Genomic DNA, 24,729 nt, shown 5'->3' on the forward strand with positions numbered 1-24,729 from the left:
ACTCAAAGAGTAATAGTCAAATGTAAAGTATTGAAAATATGGTACATAAAAAGAGATTCTTTCAATTATTAAAGGTAATATGACTGCAAAGATGATGCCACCATATATCTTTTTAGTAAGTACTGTACATAAAAATCCAAGAAATGCAGATCCCAGTAAATCTAGAAAGGTGGTTAATAACTGTGGAATTAAGATAGACCATTCTATATAAATATTTTTTTTTGGGATGATTAGTAGACTTTCAATTATTCCAAGCAGAACCATTGATAAAACTAATAAAAGAATAGTAAAAATTAATGTTATAATTTTTACTAATACAGAATAAATTCTTCCAGTTGAGGTAATAGTAAATACATTAGTATTATTTTTATATTCAATTCCCGAAATAAAAGAGCCTATAACGACAACCGGTATAAAACCCACTAAACAAATTAGTAATAAATTAAACGAACTTAAATATTGTGCGTTAAGTAGTTCAGGTGAATAGAACCCGGATTGTCTATTCATACCTTTTTGAAAAAAAATAAACAAAATAAATAACAAAAATACAGATAATACAATTCTTAATTCTGGTTGCCGCTTAATTTTCAGAAACTCAGCTAATATTCTATTTATCATCATTATTATCACCTGCAAATTGATGAAATTTGTCAACAAGTGATTTCTTATTAATATAATAAGAAATTGGAAAAATCCCCTCCTCATATAAAACTTTTAAAAGTGATTTATAATTATCTTGTATTGTTATTGACATTGTACTGCCATCCACCCTAAATAAAAATCCATTTTTTTCAAGAAAGGCTCTTGCCCTATCTATATCATTTGCCAATATTTCTATATGAAGTACTTTACCGTTTATTTTATCTAATCTCCCCTTGTCACTTATTCTCCCTTTGTTAAAAATCAAATAATCCGTTAATATATCTTCTAATTCAAGTATCGAATGACTAGAGAGCAAAATAGTCTTCCCTTGATATTTCAAGTTATTGATTAATTCTTTTAACCAAAATACACCATCGACATCTAATCCATTTGTCGGCTCATCAAATATAAAAAGTTCACGTTCATTTGCTAACACCGTCATTGCTATTTGGAGTCTTCTTTTCATACCTAAAGAAAAATCTCTAACTTTTTTTTTCGTATCTTTAATGGATACCGTCTTTAAAATTTGTGAAATTTGCTCTCGTTTCGGTAAGACCCCTTCTTGTAAGAAAACGATTTCTAAATTTTCCCTTGCAGTTAAATTTGGATACAAAGCAATATTTTCTGATAAAAACCCTAATCTTTTTTCCCCACCTTTTGGAATTGTATCAAATACTTTAATAGAACCATGTGTGGGGAAAATTAGTCCGGTTATTAACTTATTTAGTGTTGTTTTTCCTGCTCCGTTTTTTCCCAATAGACCGACCACTGTACCCCTTGTTACCGACAAAGAAATGTTATTTATTGCAATCGTATTCTTATATGCTTTGGTTAAAGCATTCGTTTCTATTACTACATTATCCATTAAATCACACCCCAATATATTTAAATTAATAGAACAATCTATGACTATATATTGCTAGTAAAACTAGAAATAGACATAGAGTTGTTCTATTATATAATAATGGCTCTTCGCTAATTAAAGTGATTATATAGAAATTTGGTTCTCGTAATCTTATATACTGGAAACCCTGTTAAAGGCGGACAAGGGAATGAGGTCAGTTTGCTCGCTCAGACATTCTCCTCCTGATAATCAGGTTGGGAGAGGTTTAAACCCGTAAATTTCTGTCCATAATGTTTACTGGACAAGGGAATGAGGTCAGTTGCGAGCGATGCATGGCTCCATACTGATACTCATTTTTTTATTGGTTTAGGGCAAAATCTAATTTACCCTGTAGTAAATAGACCATGGCAATAATATTCTTGTCCGAGCGATATCCTCTTGCTTTCCGTTTAGCGGCTTGAAAGACACTATTAATTCCTTCTAATAAGCCATTATTAAGTTTTGACGAGAACCATTGAATAATCCCGTTATAGTGAGCTTTTATCATTTTTGCAACATCTACCATTGGTTCCAGTCGACAACGAAGACCCCATTGGATCCAATCCTGTAATACCATTGGTGCGATTTCACAAGGATATTGATAAATTTCTTGCATGGTTAGACGCATACGGTAAGCCTTAGCTGTGTCAAGGTTGCAATCTTTTAACCGAACCAGCATTTCCTTTTGATTTTTTTGTTAAGTTGTTTTCATTTTTAAGCCACAACTTTTTTGTTCATCTCTGCGGACTTTATCGACAGCTTCATTTACAGCTTTAATGACATGGAATTTATCAAAGGTAATGGCCGCATTTGGAAATTGTTCCTGTGCTCCTTTCATGAATGCCGGGGACATATCCATGCATAATTCAGTAATTTTACTGGCATCTCCGCCTTTGGATTCTAAACGTTCTTTACATTCTTTCCATGTGGTGGAATCCTTTCCTTTAGCCACATGGATCACATTCTTTTTTTCTGGATCCATGAAAATGGAGATGTAATTGTGTCCCTTTTTGGATGAGGTTTCATCCACACTAATCATGGTTACATTTGATAAATCTTGAGCTTCAATAGCATGGTCAACATAATAGTGCAAAATACGCCATAACCTTGTATCATGTTCACCAGTAAGCCGACTGATTGCATTCATGGGCATGTCTTTCGCTAATGTAATAATCCATGCATCAAAAAGAGTTGTAAAGTTAGCACGATCTTTAATGGCCCATGACACCCTAACTCGGTGGATCTTTCCACATTGGTCACAATGGGTACGAGGCAATTCAGCATGAATATAACAAGGATATTCCATAAAGTTTAGATGACGCCATGTTCGGTTATAATCAGCAATATCATATACAGGTTGAGATTTCGCACCACAGTTTGAGCAAGTAAACGTAGAACCTTCATGGAATGTTACGTAAACATCCAATTGTTCTCTTATCTCATCAAATATACAGCTTTCAATAAACCAAGGTTCTTGAATGTGAAACACTTTATTGATATCTTTAATTTCAATGCCCATAATAGATCACCTGAATTCTATTAGTTTAGAATTCAGTATTAACACTAATTTCTCATTTTAAACAGCGAAGAAGCATAATAATTTAAAATAATTATGGTTTACCAGTAGCTGTTATTCCTTTAGTCACACTTTGTAATCCAATTGAAAATTGACTTGTCGCAATACCTAACACAAACTTTGCTTGAGAATATGCTTTTGCTTGACTTGTATTCTTTTTAGATGTCCATGCAGCTGTTTCATTAGTAGATGACCAAGCTAAACCAGTACTGTGTTTAGGGTAAACCTTTCCAAAACTAGTTACCTTTTTCCCATTTGTATCGTACCAACCTAATACACCCGTTTTAAAGATTTTCAAACCAGCCCAAGAATAATATTGCTTATAATTACTAGTAGACTTTGTTGCGGCCGATACTTGATTGTATGCAGTTGGTATTACTGCAGTTGAAAGAAGAAATCCAATAACGAGAATACTTACACTAATTTGTTTTGATACAATTCTAATCATATTTCTCACCTCCTTTTTTGTATTTTACAATAAAACGTGAATAATCGCAATACTATATATTTTCCCGTTATTAGTAGTAATTTATAATTTTCAATTTTATTTAAAGGACAACTTATATAAAATAAAGATAATCCAGATATTTTTGCCATTCTAAAATTAGTACAGTCTAAATTGATTGGTTATTAACTTTTACTTTCAGATCTCGGATAACTTTGGAGAAGTCCATTTTACATGTTGATGAGACTGATGGACAAATTATCAATCGGTCAGGTGGAAAGCCTGGCCAATCTAATGCTTATAACTGGGTTTATCGAAGTGTACCCAGTCAGGGGCCTACTATCGTTCTGTGCCTAAGTATCGCAGAAACAGCTAAAGCGAATTGTAGATTTCTATCGATATCTAGTGAAGGTATTGAGAGACTTACCAAATTTAGATATTCATAGAGATCCAGATATTATAAACAACTATTTGTGGTCAAAAACGATCCAGGCGGAATGTAGCAAATAAGGTGAAATAACCGTAAATCCGATTAAACAATCATGGTTTTACGGTTATTTGTCGCGCGTACCGTGAAGGTATGTTTTTTTTTATTTCAGGCTTACATTATTCTTAATCCCATTTCATCTCAAGTAATTGTTGTATTTTTGTAACTTCAGTTTTTCCCGTTTCTTTGTTTATTAAAGAAGTATACAGATGGGGAATAACCAGTTCTGCCCCATTATCTAAACATATTTTTACAATGTTATATACATTGTCTACCGTAATACCACCAGTTGGTTCAAAAATTTTTATTCCCGCCCTAACAGCTGCTTTGACCATAGCCGCAACTTCATCAAGATGTTTCTCACCTTGGATTGGATAAAATTTTATTGATTGTATGCCAACTTCAGCTAACATTTTTGCAGCCAAATCACATGAAACCTTTTCTTTATTTGCTGAACTTGCAGGACCAGTCGAAATATATACTTCACCCGGAGTTCCGGAAGGCTCAATAACCCCATTAATAATTGGAGTTTCTCCCAATTCTTCCATTCTTCCAAGGGTATAACCTGCTGCGCTAAACACTTGGTTGATGTGAACTGGTCTTGTCTTTGCAGAAACATTTGCAACCCTTTGCCACATATTTGGATCAGCTGCACCTAGTCCAACTGACACTGGTACGCCAATATTTTTCAAATATTGTACATGTTGAATTGCATCTTCTTCAGTAGCAAAATTTTTCACCATAACACCTACGAATATACGATCTCCTGCAACTTCAATAAGTTCTTTTGCATTTTCTGCATCTTTAGCTAATACATTAAATATCACTTTTTGTTTTCCATCCATTATTTATTTCCTCCCTGTAAAATGTCAATAATCTTATCAGCAATAATATCTTCTTGTCCTTCTAACAGCGGCCGTGGATCAACAGATAAGATACCAACATTTACATAGTGATGCCTTAAATAAATTGCTGGATTGCCAGCTTCAAGTTTGTGTAAAAGTTCTTCTGCTGAAATTCCTGTTATATCTTCGTTAATATGAATTTGTGCTCGATAAATTTCCCTTCCAGCTTCGTCCTGTTTAATGGAACAAGTGAGACCCTGTAGTTTTCCAAGTTTATTGCATAAGTTAGTCATTCTCTCAATTTGCTTTTCTGGTTTACTTGATTTATTTTCAATTAATTTGAGAGCAGTTATAAGACCAGCCATTCCTTCCTTGCCTATTTTCATTGGGCGACCAACACCTTTATACTGCTTACGACAAGCCTCCATTAACTCTTTTTTACCACAAATAAATCCAGAAGTTGGACCTTCAAGTGCTTTTCCTCCACTGTATATAACAATATCCGCACCCATTTTTATATATTTTTGGAAATCTTCTTCAGCTGCAGCATCAATAATAAATGGCAAACCATGCTTATGTGCAACTTCCATCATAGCAGTAATCGACTGCATTCCCTTTTGAACTGTGTGATGTGACTTAACATATAATAATGCAGCAGTGTGATCGTTAATTGCTTGCTCTATATGATCTTTTTCAACTTTATTGGCTTGGCCAACCTCAACCACTTTTCCTCCACCAATACGAATCATTTGACCGATACTAGCTCCAAAATTAACTAAATGCCCTTTTTGTACTATAACCTCATTTTTTAAACCTTCTGTATCAGGGATTCTTTCAATTAATGATAATTTTGTTCCGGCAATAACAGCTGCTGTAGAAATTGCTATTCCTGCAGAAGCACCACAAGTAGGACAACCATCTTCTGCTCCTGTTACTTTTGCGATGACTTTTCCTGTGTATTCCATCAATTCATCTATATCAACATAGTCTTGTGATGCCTCTTTTAATGCAAGTCCGACTTGCTCTTCAACAGCTGATGCACCTAAAGCAGTCATTTTTCCACTTGCATTTATTATTTCTCGTAAACCCAGTTCTTTAAATATTCCCACTTCAAAACACCTCTTTTATAATTCAATCGGAAAGAAAGCACCTAATATCATTGCACCTAAGATAGCACCACCAGCTATTGGTTTTTTCCATGCATAGAATAATGCAGCTCCTATAATAGAACCAATACCAACCGGAATCGAAGCACTAGCTGCAGAAATAATGATTAATGGTCCAAGAAAACGGCCGGATGAATTCCCTGCACCCATCATAATATCTGCACCGAATGTGGAATTTGACCTTCCAACCGTAAATTTACGAAGACCAATTATGACATAACCTATTATTATACCTAATAGTGCTCCAGTCAGTAATGAAAGTACAAATGATTCTATTGGAGCTGTAATACCTGCACCTAGTAGCAATGCAGGAACGCCAATACCTAATCCTGTCTGAATTGAACCACCAATATCAAGAATCCCTATGAGCGATCCTTCTAATATTCGGGCGAATAGAAAACTTGCACCAAATGCAGCAGCTGCCCCATATCCGGCACCTTCCATCCCTGCCTGTAGCATCGCGACAATTGCTACATCATTAAATGCACCAATATGATATACATAATACATATGAGTCCCAGCAAAGACACCTGCTGACAATAGCGATACAAAGATAGGAAATGACCAATCAGCATACCAAAAGTTTTTCATGTTTATTTCACTATTCGTTATATTAATATTTTCACTCATCTTTATTTCACCTCTTGTCCAAGCATTTCATGAATATTTATCAACCAAGTTGGAACATCTAAATGAAAACTCTTAATTAAATTAATATCAAAGCCACGGAAAAATGCACTCAATGCAAATAATAAAATTACAGCTGTTAATAGGTTTTTGGTAATTTTTGTCCACCCGCCATCATCTACCCCTTTACCAATTAATATACCTAGGACAACGCCGGGGACCGCATTTCCCATAATTATATGAGCTAAACCACCAAAAATTGTTCCCCATATTCCTGAACGTTTACCAGCATCTAATGCGGCAAGCCAGAATATGACAGGCATAACAGGATTAATTAATAGATTTGCTGCAGGTACTAACACTTTAACTGCAATGGCTTGTAATGATTCTGGAATAGCTGAAGCAGTAGAGTTTAGAAAAACTACAATAATTACACCAATGATTCCACCGGCTATTCCCATTTTCTTTGGATCGTGAAGGGTTTCCTCCGGTTTCTTCCCCTTTCTTAGTAGTACTGCCGCAGCCCAGTTCGGTATAATCCGATGATCGACATCTTGTGTAAATGCACCCGCTCCGACAGATGATGCCCATGCATTAAAGAAGAAACCTAAGCCGAATGAAAAGTGCGATGCAGCATCTCCAGCACATGCGTTTAATTCACCAAGCGTACGGAATGCACCCATACCTTGAACGGTTGGAGCATGAAACATTCTAGCTGCACCCGCTCCTGCTCCAACCCCCACTAGCGCCCCAATAATAGCTGACTTTATAAGAATTATCATAAATTCCATATACACACCACCTATTTAATTTCATTTCCTAGAACTGCATTTCGAATATTATCTGGTAATTCTGCTGACTCAAAAGGTATTTCATCAACATTCAACATAAAAATATTTACATCAATATCTAGTACAACTTTGTACTTTTTTCTTTTTCTAGGGAATAAGAAGAATAGAAATCTCTCAGTATAAATTGTTTCATTTGCACTTATTATTCTAATATCTATAGGCTCTATCCTTAGAATTATACCTTTATACTGTTCCATTACCTTTTTTTGAATTGTCCCTAAAGCAGAATTTATTGCCAGTTCCTTTGAAATTCCAAAACCTTCAATCCTTAAAGTGGATTGGAATGTTTTTTTCATAATTTTATCATCCTTTTATTTTTATATACTCTTCTGTAATTTTTCTCCCTAAATCTTCAATATCCATAAACCCAAAACCCAGTACTCGTTTTCCTTGACGAATTGCGGTAATACCTTCGTCAATAGAACGCATACCGTATTGACATGGATATCCATATTTAGTTTGTGCCATAATTGCCCCGGCACCACCACTTCCACAGAAGGAAATACCAATATCTGCATTTTCTTGTTTCATTACATCTCCTAGTTTCATATCAGCCCCAATACCTGGTATAACAATCGCTTTACCACCAGCCGCTTCTACACCTTTTGCTACATTCTGTCCTTTTCCTAAACGATCTCCAATTACAACAACAATTTTACTCATGATATTGCCTCCTTCTTTTAATTTTTTAATCTTGCTGATTCAAAATGTATCGACAAAAGATATTTTTCATCCTCATGTAGATCATTAAATAAGTTGCAAACCTTTTCTGCTAATTTTATGGAATCAGAAGAAACTTCATTAAATAATTCCTTATCAATTGGATCAATTAATTTTTTATGGGTAGATCGATAAACCATTCCTGATAAATGAGAAACTAAAGATAACCATTGGGCATCTGTCATCTGAATGTTGGCTTGTTTTAATAATTCTTTTACTTCTAAAATTATCTTTTCGCATGTACTGGAATCACTGCTATTCTCTATTACTTTCCTAATTTCTTCCGCAATCATTCTGAATAAACAACCTCTCCATCTTTTACTGTCATTCTAGGTTGAAGAACTCTTCTAACTTTCATTATTTCTCCTTCAGAATCAACTAAATCCTCTTCTCTTTCAGCAATGGTAAAAATAGTTAAATCAGCTCGAGTACCCAGCTTTAATGTACCTTGTTCAGCCAAGCCAATCGCTTTTGCCGCTCTACTTGTTACTGATTTCACAACATCATTTAATGAATAACCGATAGAAAGGAGTTTAGACATAGTTTTCATTAAACTGCCTACGGGTTTAACATAATTATCAATATATATATCGGTACTAATTGTAAAAGGGCACGAATACCTTTCTTTAAACCTTGTAATCGTCCGATAACTGAAACTGGCCGTACCATGACCTACATCAAAAAGTACTCCACGTTCAAGCGCTTCTAAGGCTTCTGGTATCATCGTATTGTCTTCTTTTAAAATCCCATGTTTTTTCCCATGAAATGCATGTGTAACGATGTCACCTTTTTGCAATAAAGGGAATACTTCATTTAAATATGGAGGAGGGTTCCCAATATGTACCATAATCGGTACCTCAAGTTGGTCAGCTAATTTTCGAGCATATTGAAGAGGAGCAATACCTTGTTCCTTAACAACTGAGCTACTCATTCTTGCTTTTAGTCCGACAATATTTTTTTCACTTGTAAATATTTTTTCTGCTTCTTCAAAAGTCATTAAGTTATTTGGATTTTCAAGTTCGGATATGCCCTCACATAATCCTTTCCGAGATATATTTAAAAATGATAAAATTTCCGTTTTACTATTTTTAACAATCAACTCTTTAAACTGCTTATAGTTCTCATAGCCAGAACTACCTGCATCAACAATTGTCGTCACACCTTGTTCAACGCCCACTAAATCAGCCTCTATTCCTAAGCTTGTCCTATCTTTAAAAACGTGAACATGTAAATCGATAAAACCTGGTGCTACATAACAACCTTCTGCATTGATACGTTCATAGTTATCTGCACTTTCTTGAATGATAGTTTGAGGATCAACAAGTTTTCCGTTGATGATCCCTATATTTTTTTTCTCAATCACCTCTCTTTCAGGATCTATAACATAGCCATTTTCAATAATCTTATAATTGTTCATTCCATGCACCTTCCACTAATTTAAGTATTGTAATAAGGCAATTAACTCAGAATCGTTTACATGTAAATCTTTACTTTCTAGGATATTCTTAAATAACTGTAAATCCTGTTTATTCTTCTCAGTCACCTGATGTGACGTATATAAGAAATCATCATATTGCTTTTCAAAAAAATAACGATGAACCATTAAAAAAATGTGAAGGTGAAGTGCTTGTAATCTATCATCTTTAATTCGATGTGCAAAATTTGATTGAACTTCTTGTATCACTTCAAAACCTTTGAGAATGATTTCAAGACTTATACTTTCACTATCTTCATCATTTTTTTCTTCTTCTTTCCAGGCTATTCTTTGTATACTTTTTGGTCTGTTTTCCAATATTTCATAAACTTTTTCTTTAATTGTATCTATATCCTTTTTTGTGGGAATGGCCTCCATTACAATAACAGGTATTCTTGACTTAATTGGAAATACACTAATAATCAGATCTACTTCTCTCTTTTTACATATTTCTTCAACTTCCATGATGGAACAATATGCGACAATATCGATATCATGTATTTCCTTTTCAACTCGACTTTTTATAAGTCTCGCAACTCCTTTACCTGTTGCACAAACATAAACAGCTCTTACCCTTTCTTTCTTATTAAAGGTGTTCTCTAAAGAAGTTAGAAAATGTAAAGTAATAAAGGATATAAACTCATTTTTGTTTACAATTTTGTCCATACCAAGATACTTCTCACATGCTAAGGATACACTTTCAAACAAATCCGCGTAATTTTGTTTTATTTCTTCAGCAAATGGATTCGACTCTGTCATGTTAAATAATCCTCTTTGAAACCGTAAAGATAAATGGGCGTATAAATTACTAAAAAGCTTTGTATCCCGTTTAAAGTCAATCCCTGCTTTATGACTTACTTCTTCAATAATTTTTTGCGTAGCATTCAAAAGATCAATTCTTCTTCCATTGGCAAATTCGCCTGAAAGATATAAGAACTCATCCTCCAATATTGGAAGGTCAACAGTTTTAAAAACACTTTTCATAAAATTTAAAATAAATCTAGATACATCATCTGTATATTGATTATCTTTTAAAACACGGTAACTTTTAATCGTTTTTCCTTGGTTTAAACGAGTAACAGAAATAGTGATTCTAATTAATAGAGTTAATATGTCTGACTGATGGAGAATTTTTATTACACTAGGATGGTATAATTCACTAAGTTTCTCCTCGGCTATTCGGAATACTGAAAGCAAAGTCCCATCTATAGAATAAATCGTGTAATTCCTTTCCTCCTTATTGGAAATACTGCTCATGATCTGATATATTTCGTAGTTTGACATATTTGACAAAATTAGATTTTCTATCAATAAACGTAAATGAAGCTCTTCTCCAAATAGTCTATATCCAATCCGTTTCTTTCTCTCTAACCGAATTTCCCAGGGAGAAACGAACTCTTCTACCAAATTCATATCACTTAAAATAGTATTCCTGCTAACTTCAAGGATTTCAGATAAACTTGCAGCTGTAGTATAATCATCCTTTTGGAGCATCGTCATTACAATTTTCTTTATTCGGAAATTTTGATCTGGAATGCGATTCCAAGATTCATTTCCGATTAATTCTTTAATAACGATCTTTTTCTTGTCCTCATCCGGTTCTATCCATAATCCCTTATTTGTTTGTGATAATATTTGTAGTTCATACTTTGCAAGCCAATCTTTAATATGGTCAAGATCATATTTGATCATTCTAGGACTAACATTAAATTCCTTAGATAAATCTTTTATTCTTATAGGTTGATTAAATTTAAGAAGCTTCATTAAAATTTTATACTCTCTTTCAGTTAACATAAAACTTTCTCCACTCTACATGTAGTTTCCGAAGAAATCGTTTACAACTATATTATAGAATCCTCATATTCCTTCTTAAAGACCAAAAAATTTCACCAAAATTGGTGAAGTTATTTATTTTAGTTTTTTAGAGTAACCAGTCTTTATCAAACAATGTTAGTATAATTATAAATAAATGACTGAAAATATAAAAAAGTTTTGTGAAAAAATCATTTCTAATTAGTTAAAAATAGGTATTTTGATTCACCACCACTTTTAGTGAATAATGCATAAGTAAGAAAAGCACTCGAGAAATCCTAGCAATAATGTTAGCAACGAAACAAGCATTAAATAGGATTCCCAAGTGCTTTCTATCAGATTTAATAAAATTCAAGGCAATTATTCGAGAAAATTACAAAAATTATTATATTATGATGTCATCCTAATGTTCAAAGTACAATGTAAACTATCACCTACCCGCTAAAATTTTATAAGGGACTGATCTCAACAATTTAAAAGTTCTTCATTGCAAGGTCAGTCCCATTTTTTACTTCGGTATACTTACATTTTATTATAATATAGAAAATCCGAGATCTTTACTATCTTTACTGAACATCTGGACAGTTTCTAATGAAAGTTGTGTTAAATCTTTTCCAACATTAGATAGTTTCCTTAGTATATCGGGTGTACATGTAATAATATCACAATTACATTCTTCTGCTTGAAAGATGTTCAGTAATTCTCTAGAACTTGCCCAAAGTAATTCTGTGTTTGGTTTTTGATGACAGATTTCTGCTGCCTTTTTCATTGTAGGAATTGGATCTATTCCAGTGTCGGCAATCCTTCCAGCGAAAACTGAGACTATATTATGAGTTCCTGGCGCAAAGGCATCGACTACTTGTTGTACTTGTTCTAACGTTAGTATTGCAGTTACGTTTAATTTTACTGCTTTTTTCGATAGGTCTTTTATTAATGGTATCGACAATTCCCCATATGAGTTCGTAATGGGAATCTTAACATAGACGTTATCTCCCCAGCTGGCTATTTCTTCTGCTTCCCTTATCATTTGGTCAAAATTATCTGTGAACACCTCAAAAGATATCGGTAAATCAGGAATATGAGTAATTACCTCTTTTGCAAAACTAACATAATCGGTTATACCGGCTTTTTTCATCAAACTAGGATTTGTTGTAAATCCCTTAACAACCCCCTCTTTATAAGCAGAAATCATTTCCTCAAGTACTGCGCCGTCTGCAAAAAGTTTTATTTTTAAATCTTTCAACCTTCACACCTCTTTAACTTGAATGATTTTGAGAATCATAATTATTCAATGCAGCAGATTTGGTTTTAAAGAAACTAGGAACAATCAATGCTATTAAAACTGCAATTACAATAGCGATAATACCAGTCATATTCAAAACATTTCCTGTTTGCCCTAAGATAATACCAAGTAAGGCAAAGTCAAAATCTCCAAATGTCGTATTTGCAAAACCTAGCTCTCCTAATACTGGTAGAAGTAATGCAGGTAAGAAGGTAATTGCTAAACCGTTTACAAATGATCCAAATATAGCCCCACGTCTTCCACCAGTTGCATTTCCATAAATTCCAGCTGTTGCCCCACAGAAAAAATGAGGTACCAATCCTGGGATAATAAGTACGCCACCAACTAATCCTAAAATAACCATTCCTATTACTCCACCAATGAAACTAAAGACGAAACCAATAATTACAGCTGTTTGAGCATAAGGAAAAAATACAGCACAATCGACTGCAGGTACAGCATTTGGAATTATTTTTGTTGCGATACCTTGGAAAGCTGGAATAAGATCTGCTAAAATCATACGAACCCCAGCATAAACGACTGCAACACCAACCGCGAACTGTAAACCTGCTAGAATAGCAAACACCCATGGGGACTTTCCACCAGATAGTGTTGATACAAAATCAGGCCCTGCGACGATTGCTGATAATAGATAGAAGAAAATCATAGTAATTGCTGTTGCTATCGTTGTATTTCTTAGAAAACCCCATTTTTCAGCTATTTTGATATTTTCAGTTGAGTCTTTTGGATTGCCAACTTTTGAGCCTACCCAAGCAGACAAGTAATATCCTAAACTACCAAAATGACCCATTGCTATTTCATCGCCATCAGTAACTTTTAGTGTATATTTTTGCCCAATTGCTGGGGAAATTGCACTCCAGGCACCTAACAGAAAGCCACCAATAATAACAAGTAATGTCCCTTTTAAACCGGATGCGCCTAAAACTGCTGATAATAAACATGCCATAAAGAAACTATGATGCCCTGTTAAAAATACATATTTATATTTTGTAAAGCGAGCAATAATAATATTTATTACCAGTCCCAGAACTAAAATAGACATCGTTTCTACACCTAAAATATCCTGAGCAACTGCAACAACCGCTTCGTTATTTGGAATAACACCTTTAATATTGAAGCCATGTTCAATCATTTTCCCTAATGGATCTAGGTTTGTAGTGATAACGTTAGCCCCGGCACTAAGCATTAAATAACCGAGTATTGGGCCAAGAGTTCCAGTTAAAATTTTATGACCGGGACTTTTAAGAGCAATTAAGCCAACGAATGCAACTAAACCCATCAGCAAAGCAGGTTCGGAAAATACATCACGTAAAAATCCCAAAATTGATGTTAAAATTTCCATATCATATGACCTCCTTTATTTTTCTTGATTATTCAATTCTTTTAGTATCTCTAGAATGTCTTCTTGAATTTTTTTCTTATTAATATAGCTACGGATAACTGCAACTTTTCGATCTGCCGGGAATTGATCTGCAAGTTCTTTAACAGTTACAAATAAATCACATTTTTGACTTAATGCTGCATTAAAATCACAGGATTGGACTGTAGCTGGGATTCCATTTTCTTTACAAATTTCTTCAATTTTCATTTTTAGCATAAGGCTGCTTCCAATCCCGTTTCCACAAACAGTAATAATGTCTAACATGCGTTATTCACCTCCTTTTTCATTACTATACTTGTAAATGTATTGAAGGATGCCATCCACTGTACTCTCTTGTATTAATTGTTCAACTGTGGATTCATCTTCTAACATTGCAGATAACTGACTAAGTGCTTTCAAATGAAGGTCATTATCGATAGCAGCAATAATAACAATAAGACTGACATCTTTTGTAGGATCTCCATTGGAAAAAGAAACCGGTTTATTTAGTTTAAGTAAGCTCATCCCAATGTCAATAACACCCTCTTCAGGCCTTGCATGAGGAATGGCAACCTTTGGAGTCAAAACAATATAAGGACCGATTTTTTTAATATTATTAATCATGGCATCGATATATCTTTTTTCAATCTTTTTCTGCTTTAGTAATGGAACAGAAGCTATTCGAATTGCTTCTTCCCATGTATCTACATAATTCCGAATCTGTATTGTTTCTTTTGTGATTAGTTGGCTTAACACAGGTTTTACCCTCCCTAATTCTTTAACTGTGCTTACTGTAAGTAAATTGGTTAGTTCAACGAGTAGCTGCTGCTCGTCATTAACAGTTGAATATTTTTTTATTACTTTCAATAAATCCGTTGCTTTCGGTAGGATTGTGCCTTTGTTATAAAGTAGATAATTAACTTCTTTAATGATCCTTGCTTTATCAATAGATGTGAGGATAGGCGATACAATAATATTTGGCTTTCTTGTTTTGATAGGTTTTGTAGTAATTACAAGGTCAACATCCATTTCTTCTTTAAATTGTCTTGGCGAAAGTACTTTGACTACCTCAATTTCCGGTATAATTTGGTCAATTTGTTTTTTTAGCATATTTGATGTAGCAACCCCATTCGGGCAAATGATAACGCATCGTTTTCTTCTAAATGTTAGATTTTCTTTTTTTAAATAACCTCCAAAATGTAATGTAATATAACCAATCTCATCTTCAGGCAGTGAGGTTCCTAGATATTTTTCAAGGGGAGATATTGCTTTTTTCACTAGAATATATAATTCATGATATTCCTGCTTAATTTTGTCCAAAAACGGATTTGTGAGATTAATATTAAAAAGGTTTCTATAATAAACCGGTCTGATATGCATGTATAAGGAGTTTACTAAATTATCTCTATCATTAAATGTAATACATGCATATTTTTCAAACTTATCTAAAATCATGTGAATGACAGTTAATAACTCTTTATTTTCCAATGAATTAAATTGATTTGGGTCATAGTAAGTATTAAGACCAAGAAAATGCATTGATATATATACGGATTCATCTTCATAAGCAGGAATTCTCAGTGTATTAATGATTTCCTTAGAATAATCGAAAATATTGCTATCTTTAATAATTGACTTAATTTCATCATCAATACTGCATGTAAATCCTGATTTTACTCGTAATTTTAGGAATAAGAAAAATAAAGCTAACTCCTTTATTTGATCTTCAACAAAAGAAATTTCTAGTTGTTTTTCAATTATATGGATTTTCTTAAAAATAACTTGATAAGAAACTTGAAAGTCATTTTTCTGTCGTTGAACTTTATAAATTTCCTCTAACAATTTCAGACCATTTGGTAGTTTCAACAGATTTGATATATATTTATAAGCCAATGATCTAATTGTTAATTCTTTACCAATTAAGTTATATCCTTGACTTCTGTTATAAGTAAGTTTTACCTGATTGCTTGCCAATACTTCCTTCAACGATTGAATATCAGTTATAACAGTATTTCTACTCACTTTTATTTGGCTTGTTATATGATTTACTGATATAAATTCTTGTTTTATAAATAATTGCAAATATATTAACTTTAGTCTGTCTTCTTGAGATGGAATGAAAGTATTCATATTAATTTCGGGTAATGATTCCAAAATTTGGTTCCGGTAGGTGTCAACCACCTCAAGTCCTAAATTTGTTGATTTTTGTATTGGCGGTAATTGTTGCTCCTTAAGCCATTCATTAATTTTTTGAAGATCGTAGCTTATTTGTCTATTGGTATAACCCAATTTCGCCACTAATTGTTCCAATGTAATTAACCGATTCGACATAATGGTTTGCAAAACAACAGCAGCCCTGTCAGTTAACACCAAATTTCTCAGCCTCCTTATTTGTAGTTTATTATATTTTTACGTAGAAAACGTTTTCATTTAAACCAAAATTTGTTTAGTTATAAAACAAAATTGGGTTGAAAGCAATAATTCATTTGAATTTTAAGTAAGGAATAGACTATCGTCCTCTGCCATCACTTATAGAAAGGGAGGAATAAATTAGTAAAAACATTATGCCAATAGTTGTTTCGTGTCTTAGTTAGGCAATTTGCAACTGAGGTTTCATGTTGTAGCCACTTTTGTTTTCCTTACAATCTAGCTTATGAAAATAATGGCTTATTTTAAACTTATCTGATCTTGACAAACTAAAATTGTAAGAACAATTCAATAGTCAGTTGTTTTTATCAGTAGCAATGGACAAATCAATCGATACTAAAGGAATCATTATATGGCAGATCCATAATAGAACACTCAAATTGATTAGGATAGTAACTTAGAAAAAACGACAGAGACCTACTCGAGTTAACTCGAGTAGGTCAAGTTTCTTATCTTTCACTTAATAAGAAAAGTCTTAACTTGATTACGTTTTAGGTTAATTTGGAAATTTTGGATAAGCGTACAATCGTATTTGGAACCGTATACAACCTGCTTGCCAATGTTTGAATCGAAATATTTGTAATTTCTTGTTTGTGATTTATTATATATTCAATAATTTGGTCATCTGTATCATTTAACTTATATTCGTATTTCTGGATCCGTTCCTGAAACTGCATATTTTCCACCTCAAATTAATTATAGCAAAATCGGATAAATTCCATACTATTTTTCTGGGGAAGTATGGACTAGGTTCATCGTCCGTTTATTTAATAATTAATCGGAAGTCCTAGGTTGTACCTCTTAAGATTATAATTAGTTTTGACTACCACAGGTGCTAACCCTCCGATAAATGCTATGGCGAATAATTTTAGCCAATATTCTTAAAGTGTATATACAAATCTCTTTAAAAGTTGTTCATAATGGCTTATAATGAATTAAAGGTTTTGATGTTCAAATTTAATTAAGAAACTAGATGTCTTTTTAATTAGGTTATACTGACTTCTATTATAATATGAATAAGGATGTATAAAATGGTTGTAAAGCTAGATGGATATCATGGGACCTTTGCAAATTTAGTTAATGACATTCTTAGAAACGGATTTAATCCACAAAAGCGAGATAATCACTGGTTAGGACAGGGGAGTTATTTTTATACTAATAAAAAACTTGCATTCTGGTTCATAAGTAAAAATGCTGCTACCGACTACCTAAAAAAGGAAATAGGGAATAAACTTGCAATAATCCATGTAAATATTGGAGAAAACAGGGAAAATATTCTTGACTTAGATGATCCTGAAGATATTAATGATTTTTATAAATGTATTAATGAAATGTACGATTATTTTAAACCATTAACCTTTACTGATGACAAACATAAAAACTTATGTTTAATCATAGATGTATTAGCTGAAATTTATAATTGGAATATTATAATAAAGACCTTTGAGCATGCACACAAGCCAAGTTATGGTGCTGTAAACCCTGTTCAATTTGATAAAAAAATATTCCCTATTGATGTTAAATATAAAGAAAAACAAATATGTGTACGAAACAATAAATGTATTAAAATTATGGAAGTTGAATATCCTGATAATGAATATATATATCCTAGTACAATTTATTTTTAAGGTTAAATAATCCAAAAGGAGTAATAAAAATGGAAAAAGATATAAAGGAAATTGTTAAAGCTGCTGCTGAAAGATATGGTATAGAGTATAATGAGAATCAACTTTATCCCCGTATCCGTCATTCAAATGGAGAAATAATTGAACTTTCAAAAGAAAAATTTATTGAAACAATTGGTATTTCCTTTATAAATAATCAAAATTGGTCTAAAAACCCTGAAATTGAAAAAATGGTTTGGGAAAATACGGAAATTGGTTTTTACTTAACCGATAATATTGAAAGCGATTATGTTATTGACAAAAATATAGGTACGAATACAGCTGCTTAACTAGAGGTGTTCAAAATGGAAATTGTCCAAGGTATTATATCTTTTAACGGTTTTCAAGTAGATCGAATGCAGTATGAGAGGAATATTAATAATGAGCATTCAAACAACTACTCAGAAATTACTCCAAAATTTTTCATTAAATTAGTTGAAAAAAAGGAGGACAATTCTTTCTTTAATATTATTTTTGGCGTTAGAATTGATGGTGACAAGGAAAATCCCTTACCTTTTAAAGCAGAGGTAATTATAAGAGGTTTTTATGCATTTAAAGAAGATGAAGCTGGAAAATACGGTATAGAGGACTTACAAAAATTTAAGCTAATTAATGGAAGTGCTATTTTATTCCCTTACTTAAGGTCTGTATTAACTGACTTGACCAGTAAAAGCAAACACCAACCAGTTATACTTCCTACTGTTAATTTTTCAAAATATATTACTAGTAAAAAATTAGCTGATCTTTTATTAGATAGTGATTTTTATGAAGAAAGTTAAAAGTTACATATCAAAAATTTCTCAAGTTCAAGAAACAATCAGTCATATGGAATAATTTGCAAACAAACATAACAGCTGACTTGCCTTGTTGAAGATTTAAGTAACCCCTGATTATTTTCAAATTGTAAACGTCCACCAATAACAGGGGCTTTCATAGCAAAGTCCCTGTTTTATTGTGCTTGAATTATTAAATCAGCTTACACTTTAACAAAAATTTTTCAGCAACCAGCATACAATGCTGAAATTTCTTCCATTTTTTATTTAATGATTAGCACCCAAAAAGGTTTTATAGAAATATTTCCACCAAATATAGTGTTATTGTTCTTTATTAAGACACAATATATTGTTATTTGAGCGTGTGTTCTTGAAAAATGGGCTTTTTGGGTGGTAACCATTTAATAACCTCTGCTTTATTTTTTCATAACAACAGCAATAATCGGTGGACCAAAATCTCTGATAAAAACATTTTTTATAGAAAAGCAATTTCCTTAGTGAAAAATTTCCTTCCATTCTTATAAAATCGCAAACTGTTCATTTTTCAAGTCTGTGATAAACATATGCCCGGGTGCATGTGTAATCATGATTTCCGGCTTTACATGCATAGCAACTGCTTGAGGGGTAACTCCGCATGCCCAAAACACCGGAACTTCTCTCTCTTTAATTGTGACTGAATCACCGAAATCCGGGTTGTGAATATCTTTAATACCGATTACTTCCGGATTACCAATATGTACAGGTGCACCATGTACAGACGGGAAGCGGCTTGTCAGTTGCACTGCACGAATTGCTTGTTTTTCTGTCATCGGCCGCATACTGACAACCATTGGTCCTTCGAAAATTCCTGCCTTAACGCATGGAATATTGGTAATATACATAGGAACATTACAATTTTCCTCAATATGACGAATGGGCACTTCATTTTTCAAAAGCGCTTCTTCAAAAGTGAAACTACAACCAATTAAAAACCCAACCATGTTCTCATCCCAAATTTCTGTTACATCCGTCGTTTCTTCAACAAATTCCCCTTTTTTATAGACTCGATATTTAGGTATATCTGTTTTAACATTGGCCGATGGAGCTGCAACCTGTGGAGCAACATCTCCTGGCTCAATCACATCAATGATAGGACAAGGCTTCGGATTTCTTTGACAAAACAATAAAAAGTCAAATGCTAATTCTTTCGGCAATACGGCCAGATTTGCCTGAATATAGCCATTTGCGACACCTGAAGTCGGTTTTACCCAATTTTTTTCACGTATTAATTTACGAGCCTCAGCCGGACTGAAGTGTGCTGGATTTGACACATTCATCTCTCCTTTATTTAAATAATTGCGGAATTCCATTTAATAATGAATAAATACCCATAGCAGCCATGGTGATAACGATGATAATGCCAAAAATTGTCATCCATAACGGATGTTTATAATCACCAACAATTTTCTTTCTATATGCCGCAATAAGCATAACACCCAATGCGATTGGTAAGATTAATCCATTTAACGAACCAACAAGAACTAAAATTTTGGCCGGTTGACCTATGGAAACAAATACGATTGTGGATATTGCAATAAAACCAACAATAAACCATTGGTAATTTTTATCAATAAAAGGATTAAAAGTTCGAATAAATGAAACAGATGTATAAGCAGCACCGACAACAGATGTAACAGCAGCTGCCCACATAATGATTCCAAATATTTTATATCCAACCGTACCTGCAGCAATTTGGAATACCGAAGCAGCGGGATTACTAGGATCAAGGGCAAAACCTTGTGCAACAACACCAAAGGCAGCCAAGAATAAGAAAATTCTCATAATAGATGCGATTCCAATGGCACTTACTGCACTTTTCGTCACTTGTGGAATCGCCTCTTTCCCTTTAATCCCTGCATCAATTAATCGATGTCCCCCGGCAAAAGTAATATAACCGCCAACAGTACCACCTACTAAAGTAACAATAGCAAGATAACTTATGTCATCCGGAATAAAGGTTTTCATTACCGCTTCACCATATGGCGGCTTAGCTGTAAACATGACATAAATCGTGAGTCCAATCATAACGAAACCGGCAATTTGTGCGAAACGATCCATCGCTTTTCCTGCTTCTTTAATTAGAAAAATTCCTATCGCAAAAATTCCGCTTAAAAGTGCACCTAATTCCGGTGAAATGCCAAATAGAACATTTAACCCTAAGCCTGCACCACCAACGTTCCCAATATTAAAGGCTAGACCGCCCATTACAATTAACAGCGCCAGAAAATAACCCACCCCCGGCAAGACATCGTTCGCAATATCTTGTGCGCGTTTTTCGGATACTGCAATAATCCGCCAAATATTCATTTGCGCACCAATATCAATGATAATGGAAACTAAAATAACAAAACCGAAACTTGCTGCGAGTTGTTCTGTAAATGTAGTTGTTTGTGTTAAAAATCCCGGCCCGATTGCAGAAGTAGCCATTAAAAAGGCTGCACCTAAAAGTATTGACCTATTAGACTCTTGTTTTCCCATCTTTATTCCCGCCTTCATCTTTTATCCCACATCGAACAGTAAGACCCCACCTCAGGTTTCTGAGTTTACATAGAAGGTAGGTGGGGATCGGGCTGCCCGCTGCGTCCGTTTTGTTCAACTAATCATCAGTGGGAGAATAATCCCCCCACTGATGGAAGTTTCATTTTATCCCGCACAAACGGTCACTAAATCCTCCGTCTGAGGCTTAAGAAAAATCAAAGATGTAAAAAAGGAAGAAAAGTGCCCGATTGGTTCAACTAATCATCAGCGGGGGACAATTCCCCCACTAATGGAAGTTTCACTTTATCTTAAAAAGTCACCAATTTTGGCAATTGTAATTCCAGCTTCACGTAAAGCATTTGAGATATATTGGGCAAATTCAAGGGCATGTAAACCATCACCGTGAATACAGATGGTATCTGCCTGAATGACAACATCTTCGCCTTGCACCGACTTGACTTTTCCCTCTTTTACCATGCGAATTACTTGATTTACGGCAATCTTATGATCCTTGATAAGTGCATTTTCTTCTCGTCTTGATGTTAACGAACCATCTTTTTGATACGTACGATCGGAAAATACTTCACTTGCTGTCCGAAGCCCAATTTTTTTACCGGCTTTTACCAACTCGCTTCCTGCCAACCCGAACAAAATGCATTCAGGATCCACTTTATAAACAGCTTCAGCAATTGCTTCTGATAATGGTGCACTTTTCGCTGCCATATTAAAAAGTGCTCCATGTGGTTTCACATGCTGAATTTTTCCCCCTTCCGATCTCACAAACCCATATAAAGCACCCATTTGATAGATAACCAAATCATAAGCTTCTTGGGGAGATATATTTATTTCTCTTCGCCCGAAACCAACTAAATCCGGCATACCGGGATGGGCCCCAATGCCGACATTTTTTTCAAGTGCCATTTGAACAGTTTTTCTCATCGTCGCCGGATCGCCTGCATGGTAACCACAAGCAATATTTGCGCTTGTCACATAATCAAGAATTTCTTCATCTTTTCCCATTCGATATGCACCGAAACTTTCTCCCATATCGCAATTTAAATCAACCAAATGCATAACGCATCCTCCTAACTGTATTTCAAATAGATTCCTAGTTTTAATTCATGAATTTTCCTTTCCCTTTTTAAGTAAAGAAATTGGGCCTTTTCAAAAGAAATTTCAGTGAATCGAATTCGATCGCCCGGTTTTGCTTGTGCTAAAATACTTAAATCCACACTTGCTACTTGCCCGATTTTTGGATAGCCGCCGGTTGTTTGTCGGTCTGCCAAAAGAATAATTGGGTTCCCATCTGCCGGTACTTGAATCGTTCCAAAATTAACCGCTTCTGAAATCATTTCTTCTTTTTCGGATAATATTAATTCTTTACCTTTTAACCGGTATCCCATCCGGTCTGATTGATTGGAAATGGTATAATCATTTTGAAAAAAAGTATCTTGACTTTCTTTTGAAAATAGATGGAAATGACGACCTTTGATGACTCGTACGGCTTGCCCCCTTTTCATTTCAAAGAATCGCATAGGGTTAACCTGCCATTTTTCCTCAACAATATCTTCTGTAAAAAATCGACTTAATTGATTCATTATCCGATTTGATAACTCTCCTGTTTTTCCAACAGACAATTGATCACCCGTTCGTAAAGGCCGACCCTCATAGCCGCCAATTCCCGCACGTAAATAAGTCGATTTACTATTCATAACAGTCGGCACAGTAAAACCACCTGCCACTGCAAGATAGACCCTGCATCCTGTTTTACATGCCCCAAATTTCAATTCACTATTTGCTTTGACTAAAATCGGTCTCCATAACCCGATTGGTTTCCCATTTATTGTTGCGGAAAGATCCCCACCACAAATTGCAATTAGGGAATCTTGTTGAAATTCGATGGTCGGACCAAGTAAGGTGATTTCAATCGTTGGAAGGTCTTCCTCATTACCGACCAGCAAATTTGCTACCCGATGTGCTAATCTGTCCATTGCCCCACTAACGATGACACCGTATTTCTGAAACCCTCGCCTTCCTAAATCTTGAATACTAGTAAGAAGTCCGGCTTTTTTTACAATAATCATCCGATTCTTTTCTCCAATGCTTGATATTCTTCAAAACTAATTGCTGTAAACTTAATTTTGTCACCGGCCCTGAGTAAACTGGGCGGGTTGGCTTCAGGCGTAAATAACCGTATTGGTGTCCGACCAATCAATTGCCATCCGCCAGGGGTTTCAATCGGATAAATACCCGTTTGCATGCCGGCAATTCCAACTGACCGTTCAGGAATCTTTAATCGGGGCGATTCTTTCCTTGGTGCTGCAATTTTCTCAGACATCCCTCCGATATATGGAAAACCCGGTGCAAAGCCGATCATATAAACAATGTAGTCTCCCGATGTATGGATTTGAATCACTTCTTCCGGTGTCAACTGATTTACACTAGCCACTATATCCAAATCCGGTCCCAATTCGCCACCGTAACATACCGGAATCTCAACAAGTCTCTGTTGTGTAGATTTATCAAAATTGAACTGTTCAAAAAGAAAGTTAATCTGCTGGCAAACATATGTATATGGTAATTGATTGGTTTTAAAAGCTTTTATTATTTTAAAAGGATCATAGAAAATAGTGATAGTCGTAAATGCAGGAATAAATTCAATCATCCATTCCGGGGGATTATCCTCAAGCAAACCGGTTATCATCTGAACCCAATGATGTGTCTCTAAATTAATTTCCTTTCCCAGTTCAATCAAAACCGCATCTTCCCCAAGTGGATATAATTCATATTCCATTCTTTACCCCCCTTGCAATAATATCTATATAAACGCAATTTTATTTTAAAAATTTATATGATATGAATAAACATTTAATTAATCAAAGCAAATTTATTTTTTTATTTTTGAATACTATTATAATATAAAATCTTATTTATTCAAGGGGGATGTTTTAAAATCTGACAAAAATATGTAATATAATATAACATAAATAGACTTCTTCGCGTTTTAAGTGAGAAAATGTTATCAATACTGAATTCTAAACTACGATCAAGTATAGGATTTATACTCAATGTAAGCATATATTTTTTATATTTATTAAATATTATTTTATACGACAAAATTCCCTTTATTATTTATTTTGAAAATTTGTATTGACTA

The 24,729-nt window shown here is 34.0% G+C and carries 25 protein-coding genes and 1 pseudogene; 3 read left to right on the forward strand and 23 right to left on the reverse strand.

The window, feature by feature from the left end; genetic code table 11:
- The 18 genes and pseudogenes from BT1A1_RS15530 to BT1A1_RS15615 all read right to left on the reverse strand — a co-directional run.
- A partial coding sequence (locus BT1A1_RS15530) for a hypothetical protein (protein WP_034773018.1) occupies positions 1–618 on the reverse strand: 618 nt, incomplete at its 3' end.
- Positions 608–1,507, reverse strand: a complete 900-nt coding sequence (locus tag BT1A1_RS15535; protein WP_051989182.1) for an ABC transporter ATP-binding protein — start codon at positions 1,505–1,507, stop codon at positions 608–610. The genes BT1A1_RS15535 and BT1A1_RS15530, both read right to left, overlap by 11 nt.
- Positions 1,508–1,844: 337 nt before the next feature.
- Positions 1,845–3,044: pseudogene (locus tag BT1A1_RS15540) on the reverse strand (ISL3 family transposase).
- 91 nt (positions 3,045–3,135) lie between these two features.
- Positions 3,136–3,549 (reverse strand): hypothetical protein, encoded by a 414-nt coding sequence (locus BT1A1_RS15545; protein WP_034773020.1) that lies wholly within the window; start codon positions 3,547–3,549, stop codon positions 3,136–3,138.
- A gap of 609 nt (positions 3,550–4,158) precedes the next feature.
- Positions 4,159–4,878, reverse strand: coding sequence for a KDGP aldolase (locus tag BT1A1_RS15550; protein WP_034773023.1), 720 nt, complete (start codon positions 4,876–4,878; stop codon positions 4,159–4,161).
- Positions 4,878–5,987 (reverse strand): DgaE family pyridoxal phosphate-dependent ammonia lyase, encoded by a 1,110-nt coding sequence (locus BT1A1_RS15555; protein ID WP_034773025.1) that lies wholly within the window; start codon positions 5,985–5,987, stop codon positions 4,878–4,880. The genes BT1A1_RS15550 and BT1A1_RS15555 overlap by 1 nt, the downstream gene beginning before the upstream one ends.
- Positions 5,988–6,002: 15 nt before the next feature.
- A complete protein-coding gene (locus BT1A1_RS15560) occupies positions 6,003–6,674 on the reverse strand; it encodes a DUF4310 family protein (RefSeq protein WP_034773028.1) in 672 nt (223 codons plus the stop codon).
- A 2-nt stretch (positions 6,675–6,676) separates the two neighbouring features.
- The gene (locus BT1A1_RS15565) at positions 6,677–7,462 is read right to left on the reverse strand and encodes a DUF4311 domain-containing protein (RefSeq protein ID WP_034773031.1); all 786 of its coding nucleotides are present in this window, start codon (positions 7,460–7,462) and stop codon (positions 6,677–6,679) included.
- Positions 7,463–7,473: 11 nt separating this feature from the next.
- A complete protein-coding gene (locus tag BT1A1_RS15570; RefSeq protein WP_034773033.1) occupies positions 7,474–7,818 on the reverse strand; it encodes a DUF4312 family protein in 345 nt (114 codons plus the stop codon).
- 7 nt (positions 7,819–7,825) lie between these two features.
- Positions 7,826–8,185 carry a glycine-rich SFCGS family protein gene (locus tag BT1A1_RS15575; protein WP_034773034.1) on the reverse strand — a complete coding sequence of 120 codons (360 nt, stop codon included), beginning with the start codon at positions 8,183–8,185 and terminating at the stop codon, positions 7,826–7,828.
- Positions 8,186–8,202: 17 nt separating this feature from the next.
- Positions 8,203–8,535, reverse strand: a complete 333-nt coding sequence (locus BT1A1_RS15580; protein ID WP_043988699.1) for a PRD domain-containing protein — start codon at positions 8,533–8,535, stop codon at positions 8,203–8,205.
- Positions 8,532–9,659, reverse strand: a complete 1,128-nt coding sequence (locus BT1A1_RS15585) for an amidohydrolase/deacetylase family metallohydrolase (RefSeq protein ID WP_034773035.1) — start codon at positions 9,657–9,659, stop codon at positions 8,532–8,534. Before BT1A1_RS15585 ends, BT1A1_RS15580 begins: the two co-directional genes overlap by 4 nt.
- Positions 9,660–9,674: 15 nt before the next feature.
- A complete protein-coding gene (locus BT1A1_RS15590; RefSeq protein WP_034773036.1) occupies positions 9,675–11,510 on the reverse strand; it encodes a BglG family transcription antiterminator in 1,836 nt (611 codons plus the stop codon).
- A 550-nt stretch (positions 11,511–12,060) separates the two neighbouring features.
- On the reverse strand, positions 12,061–12,771 hold the full coding sequence (locus tag BT1A1_RS15595) for a transaldolase (RefSeq protein ID WP_034773037.1): 711 nt from the start codon (positions 12,769–12,771) through the stop codon (positions 12,061–12,063).
- A 13-nt stretch (positions 12,772–12,784) separates the two neighbouring features.
- A complete protein-coding gene (locus tag BT1A1_RS15600) occupies positions 12,785–14,173 on the reverse strand; it encodes a PTS ascorbate transporter subunit IIC (RefSeq protein WP_034773038.1) in 1,389 nt (462 codons plus the stop codon).
- 15 nt (positions 14,174–14,188) lie between these two features.
- A complete protein-coding gene (locus BT1A1_RS15605; protein ID WP_034773042.1) occupies positions 14,189–14,476 on the reverse strand; it encodes a PTS sugar transporter subunit IIB in 288 nt (95 codons plus the stop codon).
- A gap of 3 nt (positions 14,477–14,479) precedes the next feature.
- Complete coding sequence (locus BT1A1_RS15610) at positions 14,480–16,561, reverse strand: BglG family transcription antiterminator (protein ID WP_231553349.1); 2,082 nt, start codon at positions 16,559–16,561, stop codon at positions 14,480–14,482.
- A 548-nt stretch (positions 16,562–17,109) separates the two neighbouring features.
- Complete coding sequence (locus BT1A1_RS15615; protein WP_034773045.1) at positions 17,110–17,295, reverse strand: hypothetical protein; 186 nt, start codon at positions 17,293–17,295, stop codon at positions 17,110–17,112.
- A gap of 354 nt (positions 17,296–17,649) precedes the next feature.
- Here BT1A1_RS15615 and BT1A1_RS15620 point away from each other — a divergent pair, with 354 nt between their 5' ends.
- Genes BT1A1_RS15620 through BT1A1_RS15630 form a run of 3 tightly spaced genes read left to right on the forward strand, consistent with a single transcriptional unit; the run spans position 17,650 to position 19,061 of the window.
- Entirely contained in the window at positions 17,650–18,246 is a 597-nt protein-coding gene (locus tag BT1A1_RS15620; RefSeq protein ID WP_034773046.1) for a hypothetical protein, read from the forward strand.
- Positions 18,247–18,275: 29 nt separating this feature from the next.
- A complete protein-coding gene (locus BT1A1_RS15625) occupies positions 18,276–18,572 on the forward strand; it encodes a hypothetical protein (protein WP_034773047.1) in 297 nt (98 codons plus the stop codon).
- A gap of 15 nt (positions 18,573–18,587) precedes the next feature.
- Entirely contained in the window at positions 18,588–19,061 is a 474-nt protein-coding gene (locus BT1A1_RS15630; RefSeq protein WP_034773048.1) for a protein-export chaperone SecB, read from the forward strand.
- A gap of 512 nt (positions 19,062–19,573) precedes the next feature.
- Here the strand turns inward: BT1A1_RS15630 and BT1A1_RS15635 are convergent.
- From BT1A1_RS15635 to pxpB, 5 genes are all read right to left on the reverse strand, one after another.
- Positions 19,574–20,371, reverse strand: a complete 798-nt coding sequence (locus BT1A1_RS15635; protein WP_072012713.1) for a putative hydro-lyase — start codon at positions 20,369–20,371, stop codon at positions 19,574–19,576.
- 7 nt (positions 20,372–20,378) lie between these two features.
- Entirely contained in the window at positions 20,379–21,590 is a 1,212-nt protein-coding gene (locus BT1A1_RS15640; protein ID WP_034773050.1) for an NRAMP family divalent metal transporter, read from the reverse strand.
- A gap of 285 nt (positions 21,591–21,875) precedes the next feature.
- Positions 21,876–22,646, reverse strand: coding sequence for a LamB/YcsF family protein (locus tag BT1A1_RS15645; protein ID WP_034773051.1), 771 nt, complete (start codon positions 22,644–22,646; stop codon positions 21,876–21,878).
- Positions 22,647–22,657: 11 nt separating this feature from the next.
- Entirely contained in the window at positions 22,658–23,656 is a 999-nt protein-coding gene (locus tag BT1A1_RS15650; protein ID WP_034773053.1) for a 5-oxoprolinase subunit C family protein, read from the reverse strand.
- Positions 23,653–24,366 (reverse strand): 5-oxoprolinase subunit PxpB, encoded by a 714-nt coding sequence (pxpB, locus tag BT1A1_RS15655; protein WP_034773054.1) that lies wholly within the window; start codon positions 24,364–24,366, stop codon positions 23,653–23,655. The genes BT1A1_RS15650 and pxpB overlap by 4 nt, the downstream gene beginning before the upstream one ends.
- Positions 24,367–24,729: the final 363 nt, after the last annotated feature.

The organism is Caldibacillus thermoamylovorans (assembly GCF_000751775.1).
GTDB classification, from domain to species: Bacteria; Bacillota; Bacilli; order Bacillales; family Caldibacillaceae; genus Caldifermentibacillus; species Caldifermentibacillus hisashii.